Here is a 20,429-nt window from a genome sequence, read left to right on the forward strand (position 1 = left end):
TCCGGTTTTCTCCGCTCATCCGAATTGGTTGGTGACAACGGCTTTCTGCCGACCGAAACGCAGTGAAGGAAACCCCATGTCACCACGCCCAGCCCGCCGCCCCAGCGTCCCCCTCGTCCCGCTGACCCTGGCCATTCCCCTCGCCCTGTCCGGCGCGCCCGCCCTGCTTTACGGCAGCGCCAGCCAGGCCGCCGAGCAGACCCAGAGACAGCGCTACGCCATTCCCGCCGGCCCGCTGGCCGAGCGGCTCAATCAGTTCGCCGCCCAGGCCGGCATCTACCTGGCCGGCGATGCCGCGCTCACCGCCGGCAAGCAGAGCCAGCCGCTCGAGGGCCAGTACGAGGTCGAGCAGGCCCTGCGCATCCTGCTCGGCGGCAGCGGGCTGCAGGCCGTGCCGACCCGGACCGGCCACTACGAGGTGCAGCCCCTGGCGGAAACCGGCGGCAGCATGGCGCTGGACGCGATCAGCGTCAGCGAGGTCGCCGAGGACAGCAGCTACCGGGCCGCGGAGAGCGCCATCGGCGACAAGTTCGAGACGCCGTTCCTCGAGCAGACGCAGACCGCCTACAGCGTCAACCGGCAGGTGCTGGACGACTTCGCGGTGAGCGATCTGGAAGAAACCATCAAGTTCGTCCCCGGCATCACCATCGGCAACAGCTTCGGCGGCACCCAGGATTCGCTGGTCAAGCGCGGCTTCGGCAACGGCAGCGACGGCGGGGTCCTGCGCGACGGCATCCGTACCAGCGAAGGGCGCAACTTCAACAGCGTCACCACCGAGCGGGTCGAGGTGCTCAAGGGCCCGGCCTCCCTGCTCTACGGCATGCAGGAACCCGGCGGGGTGATCAACGTCATCAGCAAGAAGCCGACCTACCAGTGGCGCAGCACCCTGGGCGGACAGCTCAGCGACCAAGGCGGCGGCAGCGGTTATTTCGATGTGTCGGGCCCCCTGGGCGAGAGCGGCTTCGCCTTTCGCCTGATCGGCCAGCACAAGGACGAGGACTACTGGCGCAACTACGGCGTCAACCGCGACAAGCTGGTCGCACCGTCGCTGGCCTTCGAGAGCGAGGCATTCTCGGCCACCCTGTCCTACGAGCACTCCGACTACACCTCGGTGCTCGACCGCGGCGCCTTCTTCTACAACGGCCATGCGGTCGGCGACCGCGAACACCGGCTCGACGAGCACTGGACGCGGATCGACGGCCAGCGCCAGTACGCCAGCCTGGCCATGGAATACCGCTTCTCGCCGACCTCGCGACTGCGCGTCAACTATGGCTGGAACAAGAACGCCTACAGCGACTACCAGGCCGATCCGAACGCCTACAACCCGGCGACCGGCGAGCTGCGCCGGCGCTTTCGCAGCAATCCGGACGTCGAGCGGACCCGCAACTATGCCTCCCTCGACTGGCTCAACGACCTGGAGCTGGGCGGCCTGCGCCACGAACTGGCCCTGGGCGCCGACCACGAGCGTCACGACGAGTCGAACGGCTTCTTCTACCAGGGCCCCAACACCTGGGGCTTCGACCCCGACTCGCCGCACTATGGCGACCTGGAGCAGGCCGAGGTGGTCAACCCCAGCAACAGCGAGCAGCGCTCGCGGGTGCGCATGCAGTCCGCCTACGTCAAGGACAACATCCATATCGGCGAGCGCTGGATCCTCTCCCTGGGCCTGCGCCACCAGCGCTTCCGCCAGCAGGACAGGGCGGGCATTCCCTCGCAGACCGGTACCGACCTGGACAAAAGCAAGAACCTGCCCTTCGTCGGCCTGGTCTACAAGCTGGACGACGAATTCTCCCTGTACGCCAACTACAGCGAGTCCTACAAGCCGAACGTCATCGCCTCCGGCACGCAGGTGGACGGCGGCAGCGCCCCGGAGGAGGGCCGCCAGTACGAAGTCGGCCTGCGCTACGACAACGGCTGGCTGTCGGGTCTGGTCACGCTGTTCGACATCCGCAAGGAAAACATCCAGACCACCGAGACCGTCAACGGCGAGCAGGTCAGCCGGGCGATCGGCGAGGCCCGCTCGCGGGGCCTGGAGGCCAGCCTCAACGGGCAGCTGGGCGAGCGCTGGAACCTGGTCGCCAACTACGCCTACACCGATACCAAGGTGCTTAAGGACACGCCGGCCAACAAGGGCAACGAACTGCTCAACGTCGCCCACAACGTCGCCGGGCTGTTCCTCTCCTACGACCTGCCGCAGAGCGTCCTGCCCGGCGCCTTCCGGCTCGGCGGCGGCGCCCGCTACGTCGGCTCGCGCGAGGGCGACTCGGCGAACAGCTTCGAGCTGGCCGGTTACACCACCTACGACGCCTTCGCCACCTGGACGCTGCCGAACCTGATCGGCAAGCAGACCGAGCTGCAGCTGAACGTCGACAACCTGACCGACAAGAAGTACTTCATCTCCAGCGGCGGCACCAGCAACCGGGTGTCCTGGGGGGCGGCGCGCACCGCGACGCTGTCGGCGACCGTCGACTTCTGAGCGGCAAGCCGCGCTATTGCGCCGACGGTGACTCTTCGGGACGATACGGAACCCCACTTGGAGTCTTCAGCATGACCATCAGAACCTTCCAGGGCCTCACCCCGACGCTGGGCGAACGGGTCTTCGTCGATCCCTCCGCCGTGGTGCTCGGCGACGTGGCGATCGGCGACGACAGTTCGGTCTGGCCGCAGGTGGCGATCCGCGGCGACATGCACCGCATCCGCATCGGCGCGCGGACCAGCATCCAGGACGGCAGCGTACTGCACATCACCCATGCCAGCGCGTACAAGCCGAACGGCTTTCCCCTGGAAATCGGCGACGACGTCACCGTCGGCCATAAGGTGACCCTGCACGGCTGCCGGATCGGCAACCGCGTGCTGGTCGGCATGGGCGCCATCGTGCTGGACGGCGCGGTGGTCGAGGACGAGGTGATCATCGGCGCCGGCAGCCTGGTGCCGCCGGGCAAGACCCTGGAGAGCGGCTACCTGTACGTCGGCAGCCCGGTCAAGCAGGCCCGCCCGCTGAACGACCAGGAGCGCGGCTTCTTCCGCTACAGCGCCGACAACTACGTGCGCCTGAAGGACCAGTACCTGGCCGAGAACTACCTGCCGCTGAAGGAGCCGCACCTGGCCGAGGATCACGAGGACTGAGGCGGCGCCAGCCGCAGGGCCGCCCGGAACCGACCGGGCGGGCTATTCAGTCCTTGGCCGGCTTCGGTGCGGGGGCCGGGGCGGCGGTGTCGCTCCGGCGGACGCCGTCGTTGCGCTGGTAGATGATCTTCTTGCTGCCGCCGGCGCAGCTGCCGACCACCAGGTTGCGGTCGGTGACGTCCGCGTTGGGCACGATCTCCAGGGTATAGGAAGCCACGCCGGCGGCCTGGACCTTCACCTCGATCTCCTCCTTGAGCTTCTCGCACGACTTGGTCGCCGCCAGCAGCGGGGCGCTCAGCAGGCAGAGCGAGAGGGCAAGGCAGCTTCTGTTCATCGGTTGTCCTCCTGGGTGACGATGGCGGGCGACGCGGCTTCCTGCAGCGCCGCCAGATGCCGTTCGCGCGCGGCGGCGGGCAGATGCGCCAGGCGCTCGGTTTCGACATAAAAGCGTGGCCAATCTTCGCCGGCGCGGCGGAATATTTCCGCGAAGGCCGGCACCCAGCCGTCGTACAGGCCGAACGGCAGCAGCTTGGCGTTGTTCAGCGGTCCCTCGATCCAGGCATCGTAGCGCCGTTCGCCCTGCCACTCGCCATCGCGCAGCGTCCAGTAGCGCCGGCGCAGCGCGTCGAACTCGGCCGCCTTGCGCCGGCGCATCTCGCTCGCCGGCAGGCCGCTGGCGTAGAGCGCGCGCAGGCGCTCGCGGGTCTCCAGGACCAGGCGGGTGAACTGCTCGTCCCGCCGCGCGCGGCGTTCGTCCGGCGGCGGCAGGCCGCGGCTGGCATGCCACTGGCGCAAGCCTTCGCGCTCGACGAAGCTGGCGAAGGACTCGTTGAAAGCGCTGTCGTCCGGCACGTAGAGCCGCTGGTGCGCCAGTTCGTGGAAGATCAGCGCGGCCAGGGCATCGTCGCCGTGGCGCAGCATGCCGGCGAGGATCGGATCGGCGAACCAGCCGAGGGTGGAGTAGGCCTCCACCGGGCCGATGAAGGTGTCCAGCCCCTCCTGGCGCAGCAGCGCCGCCGCGCCGCGCGCCCGGCCGGGCTGGTAGTAGCCGCGGTAGGCCACGCAGCCGGCGATCGGGAAGCAGTGGCTGAGCGCGTCCACCGAGAACTCCCCGGTGGCGAAGACGTTCCAGACCACATGGGGCCGGCCGAGGTCGGCGTAGAGGCGGTAGCTGTCGTTGTCCGGCAGGCCGAGTCGCGCGCTGGCGAAGGCGCGGGCTTCCTGGGCATGGGCAAGACGCTGGCGCAGCGCGGGGTCGCGGGCCGGATCGGCGACCACCGCGGCGACCGGTTCGCGGCGGCGCAACAGCTCGAACTGACCGGCGGCCAGGTGGCGGTAATAGTCGAAACCGGAACAGCCGTTCAGACAAACGGCTAGCAACAGGGGAACCCCGCGCAGGGTAAGGTTGTCGAGTGAGCTGAAAAATTTCATCCGGCGAACCCAGTGGGCCTGAAGGTGTTCAAGGGAAGGACCGCGAGCGGCTCGCTCGCCCAGGCAGGGAGTGTACAGGCAGCCGACGGATAATCCCGGGCTTCGATGCGGCGCGAGCCGGTCCGGCGTGTCCAGTCCCCACCCGTTCCACAACCACGACCACCCGGAGCCTCCTCATGCGCATTATCCCCCTGCTTCCCTGTCTGCTGGCACTTGGCGGCTGCAATATGCTGATGCCGCGGCACGACCCCGGCAAGGCCTGGATCGAGCTGAATCCGCAGGTACCCCACTCGCTGCGCGCCGCCGAGCTGGACAAGAAGGTGCTGGACGACCATCGCTTCTTCCAGGTCAGCCCCGGCGCCCACGAGCTGGGCATGCGCTACCGCTTCGAGGTGTCGGGCAGCAACATCGGCCCGGGCAGCGCGCCCTACGAGCGCAACTGCCTGATTCGCCTGAGCTACAAGGACTTCACCGCCGGCCGGCGGTATAGTCTGGAGGTTGGCGAAGTCGGTTTCCGGCCCTGGGCCAAGCTCTACGACGACCGTCGCCAGGTGGTGGCGAGCGGTCGGGAGAGCGGCTGCAGCAGCGGAGCCTGACGCCTCGCCGCCTTCCCGCGAGGCTACCCATGCACCCACGACTGTCCTGGCTGACCATCCTCCTGCTGCTGTCCGCCTGCGCCGGCCCGCTGCCCGACCCGGACCCGAAGATGGCCTGGGTCGAGCTGGAGGCCCGCGAGGTGACCAGTCTGCTGATGGCCGAGCGGCTGGACGGCCAGCGGCTGGACGACGGCCGCTATTTCCAGGTCGCCCCCGGCGCCCACGATCTGGAGACGATTTACCGCTATTACTACGGCAATACGATGGGCCGCAATACGCTGCCGCTTGCCTGCCTGCTGCGCCTGCGCTACCCCGACTTCGCCGCCGGACAACGCTACCGGCTGAAGGTCTGGGCCCAGGGCACCCAGATCCAGGGCGAACTCCACGACGCCGCGGGGCAGCAGCTGGCCGAGATCGAGGTGCTGAGCTGCGGGTTTTACTAAACACGCGCACTCCGCTAGTCGGCGCACTCGCCGCACAGATCCCGCGCCAGCCAGTACTCCGCCTCGTCCGCCGAGAGACCGGCGCCGAGCAGGGCGAACAGCTTGCCGAGCGCGGCCTCGCGGGTCATGCCGTCGCCGCCGACCAGTCCGGCATCGCGCAGGGCGTTGCCGGCGGCATAGACGCCGAATGCCACATGGCCGTGGGGACACTGGCTGATGGCGAGCAGCACCGTGCCGCGCCGGCGGGCCTCGCGCAGCACCTCGAGCAGTTCGGTGTCGTCCGAAGGGCCGGTGCCGCTGCCGTAGCACTCCAGCACCAGGCCCTGCACGCCGCTGCCGAGCAGGGCGCGCAGCTGCGCCGCCTGCAGGCCGGGGAACAGCGGCAGCACGGCGAGGTTCACCGGGCGGCGAATCCGCCGGTAGTCGAGTTCGGCGGGCAGGGCGGCGACGCGTTCGCCGTGGCGCTGGCGCGGCAGTTCGGCAAAAGCCTCGAGGGTCGCGCTGCCCAGCTTGCCGGCGCGGGCGCCGTGCAGCAGGCGGCCGCCGAAGTAGAGGTGCACGCCGGGCGCCACGCCTTGGGCGAGGGCGTCCAGGGCGCCGAACAGGTTGTCCCAGGCGTCGCTGCCCGGAGCGTCCGCCGGCCGCATGGCGCCGGTCAGCACCACCGGCACGCCCAGGCCGAGCAGCAGGAAGCTCAGCGCCGCGGCGCTGTAGGCCAGGGTGTCGGTACCGTGCAGCAACAGCACGGCGTCGCAGCCGTCTTCCTCCACCGCGGCGACGATCGCGTCGCACAGGGCCAGCCAGTGGCGCTGAGTCATGTTGGCGCTGTCGATCGGCGGCAGCAGCTCGCGGTAGTGCCACGCCGGCACCTCGCGTTGCGGCTCGCTGGCCAGCCGGGCACGCAGGCGGACATCGAAGCCGGCGGCCGGCACCATCCCCTGCGCGCTGGCCTGCATGCCGATGGTGCCGCCGCTGTAGAGGATCATGAGTCGATCGGTCGCGGACATGGTCTGATCTCGGGTGTGTGGAACGCTCATGGTAGCCCGGACGGAAGGCCCATGCGCTTGCACTCCCGCGCCCGGCTTTGGGGTATACTTCGTCGCTTGATAACGCGCCCCCTCGCAGCCCGAGGCGGCTCGCACCCCCCGCCAAGCCACGCCCTGCCAGCGTGGCTTGTTGTTTTTTGACGCGCCTGCGGGCGCCAACGAAGAGGCACGACGATGAGCGCACTGGTAGGCGTGATCATGGGTTCCAAGTCCGACTGGAGCACCCTCAGTCACACCGTGGAGATGCTGGACAAGCTGGGCATCCCCAACGAGGTCAAGGTGGTTTCCGCCCACCGCACCCCGGATCTGCTCTTCCAGTACGCCGAACAGGCCGAGTCCCGCGGCATCCGGGTGATCATCGCGGGGGCCGGCGGCGCCGCCCACCTGCCGGGCATGTGCGCGGCCAAGACCCACCTGCCGGTACTCGGCGTGCCGGTGCAGTCGTCGATGCTTTCCGGGGTCGATTCGCTGCTCTCCATCGTGCAGATGCCGGCCGGCGTACCGGTCGCCACCCTGGCCATCGGCAAGGCCGGCGCGGTCAACGCCGCGCTGCTCGCCGCGAGCATCCTCGGCGCCAGTCACCCGCAGTTCCACGCGGCGCTCAAGCGCTTTCGCGACGAGCAGACCCGCACCGTGCTCGACAATCCGGACCCGCGCGAAGCGTGAGCAAGGGGGCCTAGACATGAAGATCGGCGTGATCGGTGGCGGCCAGCTGGGCCGCATGCTGGCCCTGGCGGGCACTCCGCTGGGCATGAACTTCGCCTTCCTCGACCCGGCGCCGGATGCCTGCGCCGCCGCCCTCGGCGAGCACATCCGCGCCGACTACGGCGACCAGGACCACCTGCGCCAGCTGGCCGACGAGGTCGATCTGGTCACCTTCGAGTTCGAGAGCGTGCCGGCCGAGACCGTGGCCTTCCTTTCCCAGTTCGTTCCCGTCTATCCCTCCGCCGAGTCGCTGCGCATCGCCCGCGACCGCTGGTTCGAGAAGAGCCTGTTCAGGAGCCTGGGCATTCCCACCCCGGAATTCGCCAACATCCACTCGCAGGCCGACCTCGATGCCGCCGCGGCCGAGATCGGCCTGCCGGCGGTGCTCAAGACCCGCACCCTGGGCTACGACGGCAAGGGCCAGAAGATCCTGCGCAAGCCCGAGGACGTCGCCGGCGCCTTCGCCGAACTGGGCAGCGTGCCGTGCATCCTCGAAGGCTTCGTGCCCTTCACCGGCGAGGTGTCGCTGGTCGCCGTGCGCGGCCGCGACGGCGAGACGCGCTTCTACCCGCTGGTGCACAACACCCACGAGGCCGGCATCCTGCGCCTGTCGGTGGCCAGCAGCGAACACCCGCTGCAGGCGCTGGCCGAGGACTACGTCGGCCGCGTGCTGGAGAAGCTCGACTACGTCGGCGTGCTGGCCTTCGAGTTCTTCGAGGTGGACGGCGGCCTCAAGGCCAACGAGATCGCCCCCAGGGTGCACAACTCCGGGCACTGGACCATCGAAGGCGCCGAGTGCAGCCAGTTCGAGAACCACCTGCGCGCGGTGGCCGGCCTGCCGCTGGGCTCGACCGCCAAGGTCGGCGAGAGCGCGATGCTCAACTTCATCGGCGCGGTGCCGCCGGTGGACAAGGTGGTCGCCGTCGCCGACTGCCACCTGCACCACTACGGCAAGGCCTTCAAGGCCGGCCGCAAGGTCGGCCACGCCACCCTGCGCTGCCAGGACCGGGCAACGCTCGAGGCGCGCATCCGCGAAGTCGAGGCGCTGATCGAGGGCTGAGGCCCCGCGCTCGTAGGGTGGGTTAGCCGCCTGGCGGCATAACCCACCAACGATGCCGCCAGGCATCGCGAGTGCCGGCCTTGCGGCCGGTCGGTGGGTTACGGCCTACGGCCTAACCCACCCTACGGTCCTGAGCCAGCCTGCGTTGTCGCCGCGCCGTGCGGCGACTAGGCTGGAGGCAAGCTCACCCTGCGGGAACACTTGCCATGGGCATCCTCGGTACCATCCTCATCGGTCTGCTGATCGGCGTGGTCGCGCGTTTCCTCAAGCCGGGCGATCAGCCGATGGGCTGGATCATGACCATCCTGCTCGGCATCGGCGGCTCGGTGGTGGCCACCTACGGCGGCCAGGCGCTGGGCATCTACCACGCCGGACAGCCGGCCGGCTTCGTCGGCGCGGTGATCGGCGCCATCCTCCTGCTGGTCATCGTCGGCTATCTGCGCAAGTCCTGAGCGGTGGCCTCGGTCTGCCCCCACTCCAGGAGCATCTGCTGCTTGTGGCGCTTGGCGACCGGGGGAATCGGGGTGCTCTTGCCGGTTTCCAGCCAGCGCCGCACGCGAGTGGCGTCGCCGACGTGGGACTGCTTGCCGAGAGTGTTCAGCAGGACCATGGCCACCGGACGGTTCTGCACCATCGCGAGCAGCGCCAGGCAGTGGCCCGCCTCGTTGATGAAGCCGGTCTTGGTGACCTCGATGCGCCAGTCGGGGTTGCGCACCAGGGGGTTGGTGTTGTTGAAGTTCTGCACGTAGTTCGGCTCTTGGAAGCGCGCACTCTGGGTCGGCGTGGTGCTCAGCTCGCGGATCAGCGGGTACTGCCGCGCGGCCCTGAGCAGGCGCACCAGGTCGCGGGCGGTGGAGACGTTCAGCTCCGACAGGCCGGTCGGCTCGACGAAGCGGGTGCTGCGCATCCCCAGCGCGCGAGCCTTGGCGTTCATCGCCGCGACGAAGCGCGCATGGCCGCCCGGGTAGTTGTGCGCGAGGCTCGACGCGGCGCGGTTTTCCGAGGACATCAGGGCCAGGCGCAGCATCTCCTTGCGGCTGATGCGGCTGTTGACCCGCACCCGCGAGTAGACGCCACGCAGCTCGCGGGTGTCGTAGATGAGCACCGGGATGACCTCGTCGAGCGACTGGGCGGCATCCAGGGTCACCACGGCGGTCATCAGCTTGCTGATCGAGGCGATCGGCACCACCACGTCCGGGTGGCTGGCGAACAGCTCCTGACCGCTGTTCAGATCGACCACCAGGGCACTGGCCGAGGCTAGCTCCAGAGCGACCGGGGTTCCGGCCGAGAGGCTCTTGTCGGTAGCCTGGGCGCTGGGCATGACGGCAACGCATGCGCAGGCCAGCAATAGACCAAATATCGGGAAACGGGTTTTCATGCGCATGACTCGCCGAAAGTTCGAAAGTTGCGTGGGGGGACTGACACCAACAAGCCATTTTAATGCGGTATAGCCAAACGCCGCTGCTTTTCAATGTCGCCGGGCAAGGATGTCATGCGTTTCGTCGGCAGCCCCTCAGCAGCGCTCTTTATCGGCACTCCGCTCGATGCCATCATGCCGTTCGCTGTCCCCCCATCCATCGCCGATTCGATCCCATGCGCCGACTACCGTTCCTCTTCACCCTGCTTTTCGCCAGCCCTTTCTCGCACGCCGAACCGCCGGAACTGGACTGGCTGGACATGATGCCCGCCGAGGACCGCCAGGCCTTGGAGGAGATGCCGGACATCAGCCACGACACTCCGGAGGCCGATGGCGACTTCACCGCCAAGGGCGGTCTCAAACAGAAGAGCAAAAACCTGCCGGCAGTGATGTACTCGACCAAGACGGTCGCGGAACTGAACGGCCGGGAGATCCGCCTGGGCGGCTATCCGGTGCCGCTGGAGAGCGACGGCAAGGGGCGCAGCACCACCTTTTTCCTGGTGCCCTATCCCGGCGCCTGCATCCACCTGCCGCCGCCGCCGCCGAACCAGATCGTCCTGGTCCGCTATCCGAAGGGCATTCGCCTGGAGGATCTCTCCGCCCCGCTATGGGTGGACGGCAGGCTCCGGCTGGAAAAGGTCAGCAACGCGCTGGCGGACGCCGCCTACGCCATCGAGGCGAGCGGGATCGAGTTGGTCGAAGAGGAAGAGATGTAGGCGGGAGATCGGGACGGCAGGCCGTCCTCGCGCGGGGCCCGGCGTGATGCCGGGCGGACCGCCGGGTGAAATCGCCTCCCTGCGATTTCGCTGGGGAAGCGGTCAGAGCAGCGGAATGCTGTAGTTGACGCTCAGACGGTTCTCGTCGATGTCTCGCTGGCCCACGTCGTTGCCACGCCAGGCGGCGCTCATCCAGGTGAAGCTGAGCCCCTTGAGCGCGCCCTTCTGCAGCGCGTAGTCCAGGCGGAAGTCGCGTTCCCACTCCTTGTTGTCTTTGCCGGCGTCGCTGATGCTGTCGCCGCTGAAGTAGTTCAGGCCGGCCTTCAGGCCCGGCACGCCGATCTGGGCGAAGTCGTAGGCGTACTTGGCCACCCAGGTGCTCTCGCCGGAATTGTGGAACTTGTGCACCTGGGCGTCGGTGATCAGGTAGAGCACCCGGCCCCCGCCCTGGTTGAGGTGGGGGAAGTCGCTGTTGCCGGTGATCTGCTGGTAGCCAGCGCCCAGCGAGTGGCCAGCCAGGCTGTAGGTGAACATCGCACTCCACAGGTGGTTGTTCACCTCGTAGCGATTGGAGCTACCGGAGCTCCAGTAGCCGTTGGCGCGGTAGCCCTCGGCGCGTCCGGAAGCGCTGCCGTTCTTGCCGTCGGAGTTGCTTTCGAAGTAGCGCAGGTCGCTCTTCAGCGAACCCACCGGCAGCTGCCAGTTGTGCAGCAGGCCGAAGAAGTGCTGGGTGTAGAAGTCGCGCAGGTTGCCGTAGTAGTACTGCAGCGTCAGGTCCTTGTTGACCCGGTAGTCGACGCCGCTGTAGTAGAACTTGTTGCTGAACTGGCCGGTCGCGGGGTTGTTCGAACCCTCGATCGACAGGCTGTCGGTGTTGCTGGAGTTACGCTCCTTGGAGTGCTCCAGCTTACCGACGGTGAAGGTGAAGTCCTTCAGCTCGTTGGAGGTGATCTGCCCGCCCTGGTAGGTCTGCGGCAGCAAGCGACCGTCGTTGGCGATCACCACCGGCAGGCGGGGCCTCAGGGTACCCACCTGGGCCACGGTCTTGGAGATGCGCATCTTGCCGGTCACGCCCAGCCAGGCGAAATCCTCCTGAGCCTTCCCGTTGCCTTTCAACGGGAAGAGTTGCCCCGGAACGCGATCGACCCCGGCGGCGGGCTTGTCGGCATCGCCGCCACCGTCCAGACGCACGCCGTACCCGCTCAGCAGGTCGACGCCGAAACCGACGGGGCCACCGGTGAAGCCGGACTGATAGTCGAGGAGGAAGCCCTGGCCCCATTCCTCGGAGCCGCCACGATCCTCGTTGCGGATGTCCTGGTTGAAATAAAAGTTACGCGCACTGAGCGTAGCCTTGCTGTCTTCGAAGAAGCCCGCAGCGCCCGCCTGCTGCGACAGAGTCTGACCCAACATGGCTGCCGTCACGGCCAAGGTCAGAGTGGACTTGTTCATGGGTTCCATTGCTCCTGATGAATTATTAGTGTGAGTTTTCCATGGGCCCGATCCACCCGAGCCTGGGGAGGCTCGCCGGGGGGCGGCGAAAATGACAGTTATGTGTCGATTTGAAAATTGGAACCGATACTGTCAAGGCGAAAAGAAATCGTTTCTTGACCTGAATCACAGCGATCCATGTACCTGCATCGCGAAGCGGCAGAAAAACTGCGTCAAAATATGTCAAAAGTCGCCGCATTCAATGCATTTTCTAGATCATGTCGCTCGATACGATACAGCCAGCAAATCAAAAGAAGCCTTCCACTGCGTCCGGTCCGGATCAGCGGACATACGCATTTTTTATATTCTCAGCTACCGCCCAGCTCGAATGCCGCACTGCGTATGGCAATACCCATGCCACAGCGCATATTTTTATAAAAAAATACTAAAAATCAATAACTTAATAAAGTTAGTTCATGCTTGAATGGTTGTCGTAAATAAATCTACAGACCGCATGGTTATGTCTATTTGTATACAACGCTACACGCGCGTCCAAAGCCACGGCACGCGCCGGACGGCGCAAGGCCTTCCTGTTCCGGTTGCTTCGAGAGTGTTCCGAAATAATCCCGCATTCCGGCTCTTGCCCCGCTCGCCCAGAGCCGGAATGCGGGTTCACACGTCAATCGCGGGGTGTCTTCCGCCTCGCAGGCGCACGTCTCCCGCGTCCGTGAACAGGTGTCGACACGTCATTCACAGATTCGATAGCGCAAACGGTATCGTCGGCGATGCGGCGTTCTGCGCCCGGCCGTGGGAATGTCCCCTGGTGCAGCCGAACCGCCGCTCGATCAAGGTGCTTGACCTTCGCCCGTATCCCCGCCCGTTGTGCTCGCCGACATCCCCGGCATCGGCAAAAGCCGGCCGTTTCATCGGGAAACCCGGGCAGGCGTATTTCACCAAAGTCAGAAGGCTTTTTTCAGAGCTTTTTAAAATCAATAATTTATATAGTTAGTTCGTATTTGGCGGGTTGCCGCAAAGGCACGGTACGGAGGCCATCGTGCGCCGGCGGCGGGCTTGCCGTATCCTGCGGGCGCCCCGCCACAGGAGGACCATCAGGCATGCCAACCCCCCAAGAGATGCTCGAGCGCTTCCAGGACAGCTACGCCCTGGGCGACGAGGCGATCGACCACACCCACCGCGAATTCCTCGAACTCTGCCTGGCCGCGGCGAATGCCACGGGGCCGGAGTTCGCGGAAGCATTCAAGGCGCTGTTCGAGCACACCAGCCACCACTTCGCCGACGAGGAGGCGAAGATGCAGGCCTCCGGCTATCCCGCCTTCGGCGAGCACCGCGCCAACCACCAGCGCATCCTCGGCGACATGGACCGCTTCTGCCAGCGCGCCGCCGCCGGCCGCGCGCAGATGGCCCGCGCCTGGCTGAACGACAGCCTGCCGGCCTGGTTCGCCCTGCACGCCAAGACCATGGACAGCGCCCTGGTGGTCCATCTCCGCCAGCACGGCTGAGACGCGGCGCACAAATCTGCCGGCTGCCCGGCAACCTCTCCCGCGCCGAGGCCGGATAATTCCGGCCTGCCGCCCCTGTTCCCGGGCGGCCTCCCAGCACCGACCCTTCGCCTTTCGTCCCGACAAGGAGCCGTCATGTCCACGCTTCGCACCTTCCACCGATCCGTCTTCGGCCTGGCCCTGCTCGCCGCCGGCGTCGCCCAGGCCGCCGGCACGGCGGACGTCCTCATCCAGCCGGTCGCCAGCCGCTTCCCGACCATCGCGGTCGACGTGAACGTCCGCGACGCCAAGACCGGCGCGCCGATTCCGGGGCTGACCCGGGAGCAGTTCAGCGTCACCGAAGATCTGCGCGAAGCCGCGATCCTCGGCGTCGAGAGCCTGACCCCGGAGGCGGCGGACGCGCGCGGCGTGGACTTCGTCTTCGTCTTCGACGACACCGGCAGCATGGCCGAGGAGATCGACGGGCTGATCCAGCGCACCCTGGAATTCGCCAACATCGTCCAGACCTCCGGCTTCGACTACCGCTTCGCGCTGATCTCCTTCGGCGACGAGCTGCGCCACAAGGTGGACTTCACCGCCTCGGCCGGCGACTTCAAGACCGCGGTGGCGGCCCTGCGCGCCGACGGCGGCGGCGACGAGCCGGAAAATGCCCTGGAGGCCCTGCGCTACGGCGTCACCGCGCTGAGCCACGACCCGGCGCGGCGCAAGGTGTTCGTGCTGATCACCGACGCCTCCTTCCACAGCGCCGACGCCGTCACCCCGCTGACCACTCAGGCGGTGCTCGCCGACCTGAAGACACTCGGCGCCGTGCTCAACGTGGTCGGCCCCAACCTCGACCAGTACCGCTGGATGGCCGACGCCCTGGCGGGCAGCTTCTACGACAAGGATTCCGGGCAGTTCAAGCGGATCGTCGAACAGATCGCCGGCGGCTCGGCCAGCAACTACCGCCTGACCTTCACCACCAGCCGTCCGGACTACGACAACACCTGGCGGGCGCTGGAAGTCGCCGTGAAAGACGCCAGCGAAGGCAGCGGCGTCTCCCAGTACCAAGCGCCGAGCTGGGTGAGCGCCTCCTCGCGGATCGACGGCTTCAGCGGCATCAACAGCCAGTTCGCGCCGCACAACGCGATCGACGGCAACCCCGCCACCGCCTGGGCCGAGGGCGTGTCCGGCGCCGGCGTCGGCGAATGGGTGGCGCTGAACTTCGCCGCGCCGCAGACCGTCGACCGCTTCGCCCTGACCCTGCCGGCCGGCAGCACGGTCCGCCGCGTCGGCGTGCTGATCAACGACGAGGACAAGCGCTTCTACGACCTCAAGCCGGGGCAGAGCGCGCAGTCGTTCGCCCTCGAGGCGCCGCTGCCGGTGTCGCGCTTCAAGGTGGTGCTGGAGGCGGCGGAAAGCGGCGACAACGGCCTGGCCGAGATCGAGCTGTTCAATGGCAGTGCGCTCGTCGAGCCCATCGCCAAGGCCCACGACATCCGCCGCACCGCGAAGCTCGCGCAGGAGCAGAACAAGCAGGGCGAGACGCTCTACCACGCGAAGAAATACGACGACGCGGTGTTCTACTACAAGGAAGCGCTGAAGAACGATCCCACCTACGCCCAGGCCTTCAGCAACCTGGGCCTGGCCTACCAGCGGCAGAACCAGTTCGCCGACGCCGTCTGGGCCAACCGCCAGGCAATCGCCCTCGCGCGCGGCACCACCCGCGACACCGTGCTGGCCAGCTCGCACTACAACATCGCGCGGATCTTCGAGGCGCAGAACAAGTTCGAGCAGGCGCTGCAGAACTTCCTGTGGGCGCAGAACTACAAGGCCAACCCGGTGTACGACAAGGCCATCGCCCGGATGAACGAAAAACTCGGCCGCTGAGCGGAGGGAAGGACATGAAGCGTTCGCGCGCAACACTCGCGGGCCAGGCCTGGCTGGCCGGCGCCCTGCTTTCGCTGCTGGCCGCCGGCGTGCCGGCGGCGGGACCGGAGAAACTCGCCAGCTACGACCGCACGCTCTGGCCGGAACCCCTCGACAGCCCGCAGCGCTTCGACCGGGCCTCGCGCCAGGAGATTCTCGCCCTGGTGCGGATCATCGAGCGCACGCCGCTGGCCGACGCGGCGGCCATCCAGGCCTTCACCGGGGTGAAGACGCCCAACGCCGAGGGCGTCGCCCGCTGGCTGGAGGAGACGCGCCGGCGCCTGCTGGCCAACTACCGGGCGGCGAGCCGCGGCTGCGACGGCGCGGCGGCCTGCCCGCCGGCCGCGGACTGGCCGGCGCTGGCGCTGCTGGCCGGCCGGGCCGCCGAGGACACGGCGATCCAGACCTGGCGGCAGGCCGCCGAAGGCTTCCACACCACCTACCTCTACGAACAGGTGCGCCTGGCCTCGCTGTTTCCGCGCATCACCAGCGAGATCGCCCGGCTGGACGACAGCGAGCTGACCGGCTTCGAACTGCCCGACCGGCAGTTCGCCCTGAGCTTCGACGACGGCCCCTCGGGCAACGACGAGACCGAGCGGCTGCTGCACTGGCTGCGCGAGCGCGGCTCCGGCGCCTTCTTCTTCGTCCTCGGCGAAAACCTCGAACGGCGCCTGGGCAAGGAGTCCGCCGCCGCGCTGGGCGAACGCTACCAAGGCCAGTGCCTGGCCTCCCACGGCTACAGCCACGTGCCGCACCAGAAACTGGCCGGCTGGCAGGACTCGCTGGACAAGACCGCCCGGCTGATCGCCCGCGTCCAGCCCGCCGGCCCGGCCGGCGGCGCCTGGTTCCGCCCGCCCTACGGGCAGCGCAATGCGGAGCAGATCGCCTACCTGAAAGCCCGCGACGGCCGCGTGGTGCTGTGGAACATCGACTCCCAGGACTGGAACGCCAAACTGCCACCCGCCGCCATGCAGGACCGGCTGATCACTCTGATGTTGCTCTGGCGCCGCGGCATCCTGCTGTTCCACGACATCCACCCCAAGGCCCGCACCGCCCTGCCGGGGATCGGGGCGTTCATGGAGAAGAGCGGGTTGTCGATGGTGGGGTGCGGGGAAGTGGTGAAGGGGTTGGCTGGGGAGTCTTGATGGGGATAAGTTGGGGGCCTATCGGCCATGGTGTATAACGCCCCGAAACGGTCGCCATGGCCGCGAAACCCTCGGTCTAGACAGGGATAGTGAAAATGACTAGGAATGTTATCCTCCACGCCCGTTCGGGTAGTTATGCACCAAATGGTGTGTTTGTTCACACCATTTGGTGTCGAATAGTAGTTAACCAACAATATCCACCATCGGGCGTAGGGAAACGTAAATGATGTGGAATCAATCGCCGAAAAAACCGAAAAAATCAGCTATACCCAGCACGGGGCTCCGGCGGAGCATAACGAAGTTAATGCACACGCCGGAGCCCCGTGCTGGGGGAGAGGCAAATTTTTCGATTTTCATTGCGCTTGAGCGCCTACCCCATTTACAGCCCGCTGCGCGGGACGGAGTGTATTGTCGGCTAACTAGTCGCTCAAACACACACTCGCAAAAAGCGCGCGAGCGGTGTTTAGCTCCGTTACGTTAGGCATAATTAGCTTTGTAGTTGGTGCAGGCAAGGAAGCCAAAGATCATCTTCTGTTCTCACTTCCTTCCTGCCCCATGGGTTCTGCCCGGCTTCGAGCCTGCGGCAAAATCACCCGGTGGCTGCTTCCGTTCGCCGCAAGGATGTGGCAGTAGCGTGCCTGGTACGGTGGCGGGTTTGGCTGTTTGGCGTGAATCGCTGGCTATTCGTGCATCCGCTTTGGCTTCAATGCCTAACATTCGGTTCAAGTCGTTCGCTTCGCTCACTGGGACGCCCGCGTACCGCGGCCGCCCCTTAACCTAAACGTTAGCCGCCATGAAGAAGCACACAATCCTGAAACTCCTCAATACGTTCCTCACAGTTTTATTTTCATTCAGCTTGACTGCAATATTTACAGTAGCTCCCGCTGCTTTTGGCTTTGGCTGGCCATACTCATCAAGAATCGGCAGTATTTTGGCAGTATTCTCATGGACAATAGGATTAGCTGCATGGGCAATTCTCATTGCCATGGGAGTGGCATGGGCCTACGACAAGAAGCTTCACAAATCCATCCCCATTACAGGAACAGTAATAGGAACTTTGAGTATTTTGCCGTGGATCCCTACCATCATCCCCATGCTCACACTCACACCAGCTTTGATCCTAGCGGTCAGGCTTGTTCGTTATCATTTGAATCTCACAAAAGACGACACAGGCTGCATACACGGTTAACAATGCGCTCAACTATCGCTCACTTCGTTCGCTGGACAGCCAAAAGCTACGCTTTTGCCTGCCTGTTAGCTTAATCGTTAGCTGCACATACAAACATCACAATCTAAGGTTTTATTGCTCTTCAACGAAAGGAGAAACAAAATGTTTCAAAAAGGTGCGTATCCCTTAATTATCGCCTTATTCTTAACTGGTTGCGGTTTGACCCCAATTCAAAAACAACAGGTAGCACAATTTGCAACCGCGACTGAGTCTGTAGCAAAGACAACTCAAGATCAATTCAAAACTACGCGAGACAAAGTCATTGAATTGGAAAGAAGAAGGCTAATAATGCGAAACGAAGCACCACCTAAAGATTTCGATCTAGATGGTGGGTTAAGTGAATCTGGAATCGCCACTCAAATAGCCACACTAAAGGCACTCCAATCGTATGGTGATATTCTAAATAAGCTGGCAACAAATGACCAAGGTGAGGCAATCGCCAAGGCGGCAAGGCGGCAAGGCGGCAACTAATTTTATGACGCAGTTTGAAGCTGCCAAACAAACTCAGGATGCAGCATACAAAATTGATGATAATAAGAAAAGCGCTGTATTAGGCGTGATAGGCATTGCCAGCACATGGTTTGTAGAAAGCAAAAAGAAGAAACACATAAAGCCAATTGTCGAGGCGTACTCTAAGGATGTCGGAAACCTAGCTGGATTATTAAGGAATGATCTTACCTTAGTCGAGGATTCTTTGTGCATTGAAGAATCAAAGCGAAAGGCTGCAACAAGTAAAATTGGTGTTATAGATATATATTGCACAAGCGCTGACGCGGTGAGTGAACTCTCGGGCGATGTACTCAAACAAAAAGATCTTTCTTACCAAGAAAGAGAGTTTGCATACAATTCCTATGTTCTTGCGCAGCAGGCAAAGGCTGAAATTAGCGCCTTATCTAGCCAGGGTAATGGTTTAGTATCTAAATTATCTAAAGCAAACGATCAACTTCTAAAAGTTATCGAAGATGACACCTACACTGCCGACGACATCAAGGCATTCGCTAAACAGGTAGAAGAACTGCAAACCCACATTAAAGTGCTGACCGGTAAATAGGAGAGAATATCATGGCCACAAAATCTTTTGTCCTCGTTAATTGCAGAAAATATCACTGAGCTAAAAAAATTAAAGGAGCTAAATCCCAGCAGAAAACTAAGCAACAGGCTGCAAGATATGTTTGACGCACTTCATCAGGCTCAAGGCAAAGAATGGGAGGAGCAGGTTGCGAAATACAAAGAAGCTAAAGATGCATTGGACAAAGCCAAACAAGCTGCACAGAATGCAATTAACGATCTAGCAAAGACAGCAGAAGCGATTGATAAAGCTGCCAGTGCATTCAAGGCCGTGTTAGCAGCTCTTGCTTTTGCTTTATGACCTGAAACAGCTAACAAACGCTTCGAGAGGGACGCTCCGCCAGCAAGCTGCACGTTAACCAACAATATCCACCATCGGGCGTAGGGAAACGTAAATGATGTGGAATCAATCGCCGAAAAAACCGAAAAATCGGCTATACCCAGCACGGGGCTCCGGCGGAGCATAACGAAGTTAATGCACACGCCGGAGCCCCGTGCTGGGGAGAGGCAAATTTTTCGATTTTCATTGCGCTTGAGCGCCTACCCCATTTACAGCCCGCTGCGCGGGACGGAGTGTATTGTCGGCTAACTAGTCGCTCAAACACACACTCGCAAAAAGCGCGCGAGCGGTGTTTAGCTCCGTTACGTTAGGCACAAACATTGACGAGGTAACCTTGAAGTTATTTCAATGGACTTTATTTGTAGACATGCTTGGCTACAGAGATGCAAATGGCTCTATATGCTCTGATGAAGACGCCAAAGACTTCGTCGAGTTCATGGAAACCAACAGAAAAATACTGGACTTCTCCAACCGCACAGAAGTCAAAGAACGATATAAGAACGACGAGTTCGATCTATACAAATACTATGACATCGACAGCTGCTTTGTTTCCGACTCAATCATAATTACATACAAACCAAAAGAAATTGACGAATCAATCAGCGAAGATCTTAGGTTTATGCACTCGGCAAATGCATTATTTATTATATGCATGAGGCTTCAGACAGTAATTTTCAACTGCTTTTCAGAAAAGGGTATTTTTCTAAGGGGCGGAATCTCCTCAAAGTACGCATATATTAAAGACAATTTCGCCGTAGGAGAGGGAGTAATTGAGGCATATCTAGCAGAAAGCGAGATTGCGAAAAACCCAAGGATTGTCTTGCACCCCAGCATTAGTGAAAACAATAAACTCATCGAAAAAATTGAGTATTTATCAGAGCTAATGTACGGCGGAAGATCCTTGATTCAAAGTGACCCTAAGGATGGGCACTTATTTTTAGACTATATCGGGTATACCCTATCCTCATCGAGTTTAAAAAGCGCAGCCGTCGCACGCGCAGCGCTTATCAACCCCATCGGGCTTATAGCGCAAAAATCGGTAACAAAAAAATTCATTCAACGTCACTCCGAAGCTCTCAAAAGAAAGCTAGATGAGATAAGAGGCAATCTAGAACGGGCCGAAAGCGAATCGAAAGAGCATGAAAAAATAGCAAGAGTTCTGAGTAAATTCATCTGGCTAAAGGAGTATCACAACAGAAGTATTGCTGTGGAAAAAGAACTGGAGAGCCACCTTATTGAATAACCACATGCC

At 63.3% G+C, this 20,429-nt stretch carries 21 protein-coding genes; 16 read left to right on the top strand and 5 right to left on the bottom strand.

From position 1 onward, the window contains the following. The first annotated feature begins 76 nt into the window (after window positions 1-76). Both BMY22_RS02365 and BMY22_RS02370 read left to right on the top strand, forming a co-directional pair. The gene (locus tag BMY22_RS02365) at window positions 77-2,476 is read left to right on the top strand and encodes a TonB-dependent siderophore receptor (protein WP_090619253.1); all 2,400 of its coding nucleotides are present in this window, start codon (window positions 77-79) and stop codon (window positions 2,474-2,476) included. Between the two features lie 71 nt (window positions 2,477-2,547). Continuing rightward, a complete protein-coding gene (locus tag BMY22_RS02370) occupies window positions 2,548-3,126 on the top strand; it encodes a gamma carbonic anhydrase family protein (protein WP_090619254.1) in 579 nt (192 codons plus the stop codon). 46 nt (window positions 3,127-3,172) lie between these two features. Here BMY22_RS02370 and BMY22_RS02375 read toward each other — a convergent pair whose 3' ends face one another. Then, window positions 3,173-3,460 carry a DUF1161 domain-containing protein gene (locus tag BMY22_RS02375; protein WP_090619256.1) on the bottom strand — a complete coding sequence of 96 codons (288 nt, stop codon included), beginning with the start codon at window positions 3,458-3,460 and terminating at the stop codon, window positions 3,173-3,175. Then, entirely contained in the window at window positions 3,457-4,557 is a 1,101-nt protein-coding gene (locus tag BMY22_RS02380) for an aminopeptidase (protein WP_208599214.1), read from the bottom strand. Before BMY22_RS02380 ends, BMY22_RS02375 begins: the two co-directional genes overlap by 4 nt. Before the next feature lie 176 nt (window positions 4,558-4,733). On the opposite strand from BMY22_RS02380, the gene BMY22_RS02385 reads away from it, so the two are divergent. Beyond that, the gene (locus BMY22_RS02385) at window positions 4,734-5,153 is read left to right on the top strand and encodes a PA0061/PA0062 family lipoprotein (RefSeq protein WP_090619257.1); all 420 of its coding nucleotides are present in this window, start codon (window positions 4,734-4,736) and stop codon (window positions 5,151-5,153) included. Between the two features lie 29 nt (window positions 5,154-5,182). Beyond that, a complete protein-coding gene (locus BMY22_RS02390) occupies window positions 5,183-5,596 on the top strand; it encodes a PA0061/PA0062 family lipoprotein (protein WP_090619259.1) in 414 nt (137 codons plus the stop codon). 14 nt (window positions 5,597-5,610) lie between these two features. Here the strand turns inward: BMY22_RS02390 and BMY22_RS02395 are convergent, their stop codons facing one another. After that, window positions 5,611-6,603, bottom strand: coding sequence for an asparaginase (locus tag BMY22_RS02395; RefSeq protein WP_090619260.1), 993 nt, complete (start codon window positions 6,601-6,603; stop codon window positions 5,611-5,613). A 213-nt stretch (window positions 6,604-6,816) separates the two neighbouring features. Between BMY22_RS02395 and purE the strand changes: the two genes are divergently transcribed. From purE to BMY22_RS02410, 3 genes are all read left to right on the top strand, one after another. Further along, window positions 6,817-7,308 carry a 5-(carboxyamino)imidazole ribonucleotide mutase gene (gene purE, locus BMY22_RS02400; protein ID WP_090619262.1) on the top strand — a complete coding sequence of 164 codons (492 nt, stop codon included), beginning with the start codon at window positions 6,817-6,819 and terminating at the stop codon, window positions 7,306-7,308. A gap of 16 nt (window positions 7,309-7,324) precedes the next feature. Beyond that, complete coding sequence (locus BMY22_RS02405; protein WP_090619264.1) at window positions 7,325-8,407, top strand: 5-(carboxyamino)imidazole ribonucleotide synthase; 1,083 nt, start codon at window positions 7,325-7,327, stop codon at window positions 8,405-8,407. Between the two features lie 206 nt (window positions 8,408-8,613). After that, window positions 8,614-8,859 carry a GlsB/YeaQ/YmgE family stress response membrane protein gene (locus BMY22_RS02410; protein WP_090619265.1) on the top strand — a complete coding sequence of 82 codons (246 nt, stop codon included), beginning with the start codon at window positions 8,614-8,616 and terminating at the stop codon, window positions 8,857-8,859. Here the strand turns inward: BMY22_RS02410 and pbpG are convergent. Further along, complete coding sequence (gene pbpG / locus BMY22_RS02415) at window positions 8,841-9,785, bottom strand: D-alanyl-D-alanine endopeptidase (RefSeq protein WP_090619267.1); 945 nt, start codon at window positions 9,783-9,785, stop codon at window positions 8,841-8,843. The genes BMY22_RS02410 and pbpG overlap by 19 nt on opposite strands. Window positions 9,786-10,000: 215 nt before the next feature. Between pbpG and BMY22_RS02420 the strand changes: the two genes are divergently transcribed. Next, window positions 10,001-10,540: a DUF3299 domain-containing protein gene (locus tag BMY22_RS02420; protein ID WP_090619268.1), complete on the top strand. Its 540-nt coding sequence runs from the start codon at window positions 10,001-10,003 to the stop codon at window positions 10,538-10,540. Window positions 10,541-10,642: 102 nt separating this feature from the next. Here the strand turns inward: BMY22_RS02420 and BMY22_RS02425 are convergent, their stop codons facing one another. Continuing rightward, the gene (locus BMY22_RS02425) at window positions 10,643-11,989 is read right to left on the bottom strand and encodes an OprD family porin (RefSeq protein WP_090619270.1); all 1,347 of its coding nucleotides are present in this window, start codon (window positions 11,987-11,989) and stop codon (window positions 10,643-10,645) included. Window positions 11,990-13,083: 1,094 nt separating this feature from the next. Here BMY22_RS02425 and BMY22_RS02430 point away from each other — a divergent pair. The 8 genes from BMY22_RS02430 to BMY22_RS23625 all read left to right on the top strand — a co-directional run bounded on the left by BMY22_RS02430 (window position 13,084) and on the right by BMY22_RS23625 (window position 20,420). Continuing rightward, window positions 13,084-13,488 carry a bacteriohemerythrin gene (locus BMY22_RS02430; RefSeq protein WP_090619271.1) on the top strand — a complete coding sequence of 135 codons (405 nt, stop codon included), beginning with the start codon at window positions 13,084-13,086 and terminating at the stop codon, window positions 13,486-13,488. Between the two features lie 135 nt (window positions 13,489-13,623). Further along, window positions 13,624-15,357 (top strand): NADase-type glycan-binding domain-containing protein, encoded by a 1,734-nt coding sequence (locus tag BMY22_RS02435; RefSeq protein ID WP_090619273.1) that lies wholly within the window; start codon window positions 13,624-13,626, stop codon window positions 15,355-15,357. A gap of 14 nt (window positions 15,358-15,371) precedes the next feature. Next, window positions 15,372-16,541 (top strand): polysaccharide deacetylase family protein, encoded by a 1,170-nt coding sequence (locus BMY22_RS02440; protein WP_090619274.1) that lies wholly within the window; start codon window positions 15,372-15,374, stop codon window positions 16,539-16,541. A gap of 793 nt (window positions 16,542-17,334) precedes the next feature. After that, window positions 17,335-17,730 carry a hypothetical protein gene (locus BMY22_RS23605; protein WP_143068445.1) on the top strand — a complete coding sequence of 132 codons (396 nt, stop codon included), beginning with the start codon at window positions 17,335-17,337 and terminating at the stop codon, window positions 17,728-17,730. A 141-nt stretch (window positions 17,731-17,871) separates the two neighbouring features. Further along, window positions 17,872-18,240 carry a hypothetical protein gene (locus tag BMY22_RS23610; protein ID WP_143068446.1) on the top strand — a complete coding sequence of 123 codons (369 nt, stop codon included), beginning with the start codon at window positions 17,872-17,874 and terminating at the stop codon, window positions 18,238-18,240. Further along, a complete protein-coding gene (locus tag BMY22_RS23615; protein WP_143068447.1) occupies window positions 18,188-18,820 on the top strand; it encodes a hypothetical protein in 633 nt (210 codons plus the stop codon). Before BMY22_RS23610 ends, BMY22_RS23615 begins: the two co-directional genes overlap by 53 nt. A gap of 27 nt (window positions 18,821-18,847) precedes the next feature. Beyond that, complete coding sequence (locus tag BMY22_RS23620) at window positions 18,848-19,138, top strand: hypothetical protein (RefSeq protein WP_143068448.1); 291 nt, start codon at window positions 18,848-18,850, stop codon at window positions 19,136-19,138. Window positions 19,139-19,511: 373 nt separating this feature from the next. Then, window positions 19,512-20,420, top strand: a complete 909-nt coding sequence (locus BMY22_RS23625; RefSeq protein WP_143068449.1) for a hypothetical protein — start codon at window positions 19,512-19,514, stop codon at window positions 20,418-20,420. Window positions 20,421-20,429 lie beyond the last annotated feature (9 nt).

This window comes from Azotobacter beijerinckii (genome assembly GCF_900110885.1).
GTDB classification, from domain to species: Bacteria; Pseudomonadota; Gammaproteobacteria; order Pseudomonadales; family Pseudomonadaceae; genus Azotobacter; species Azotobacter beijerinckii.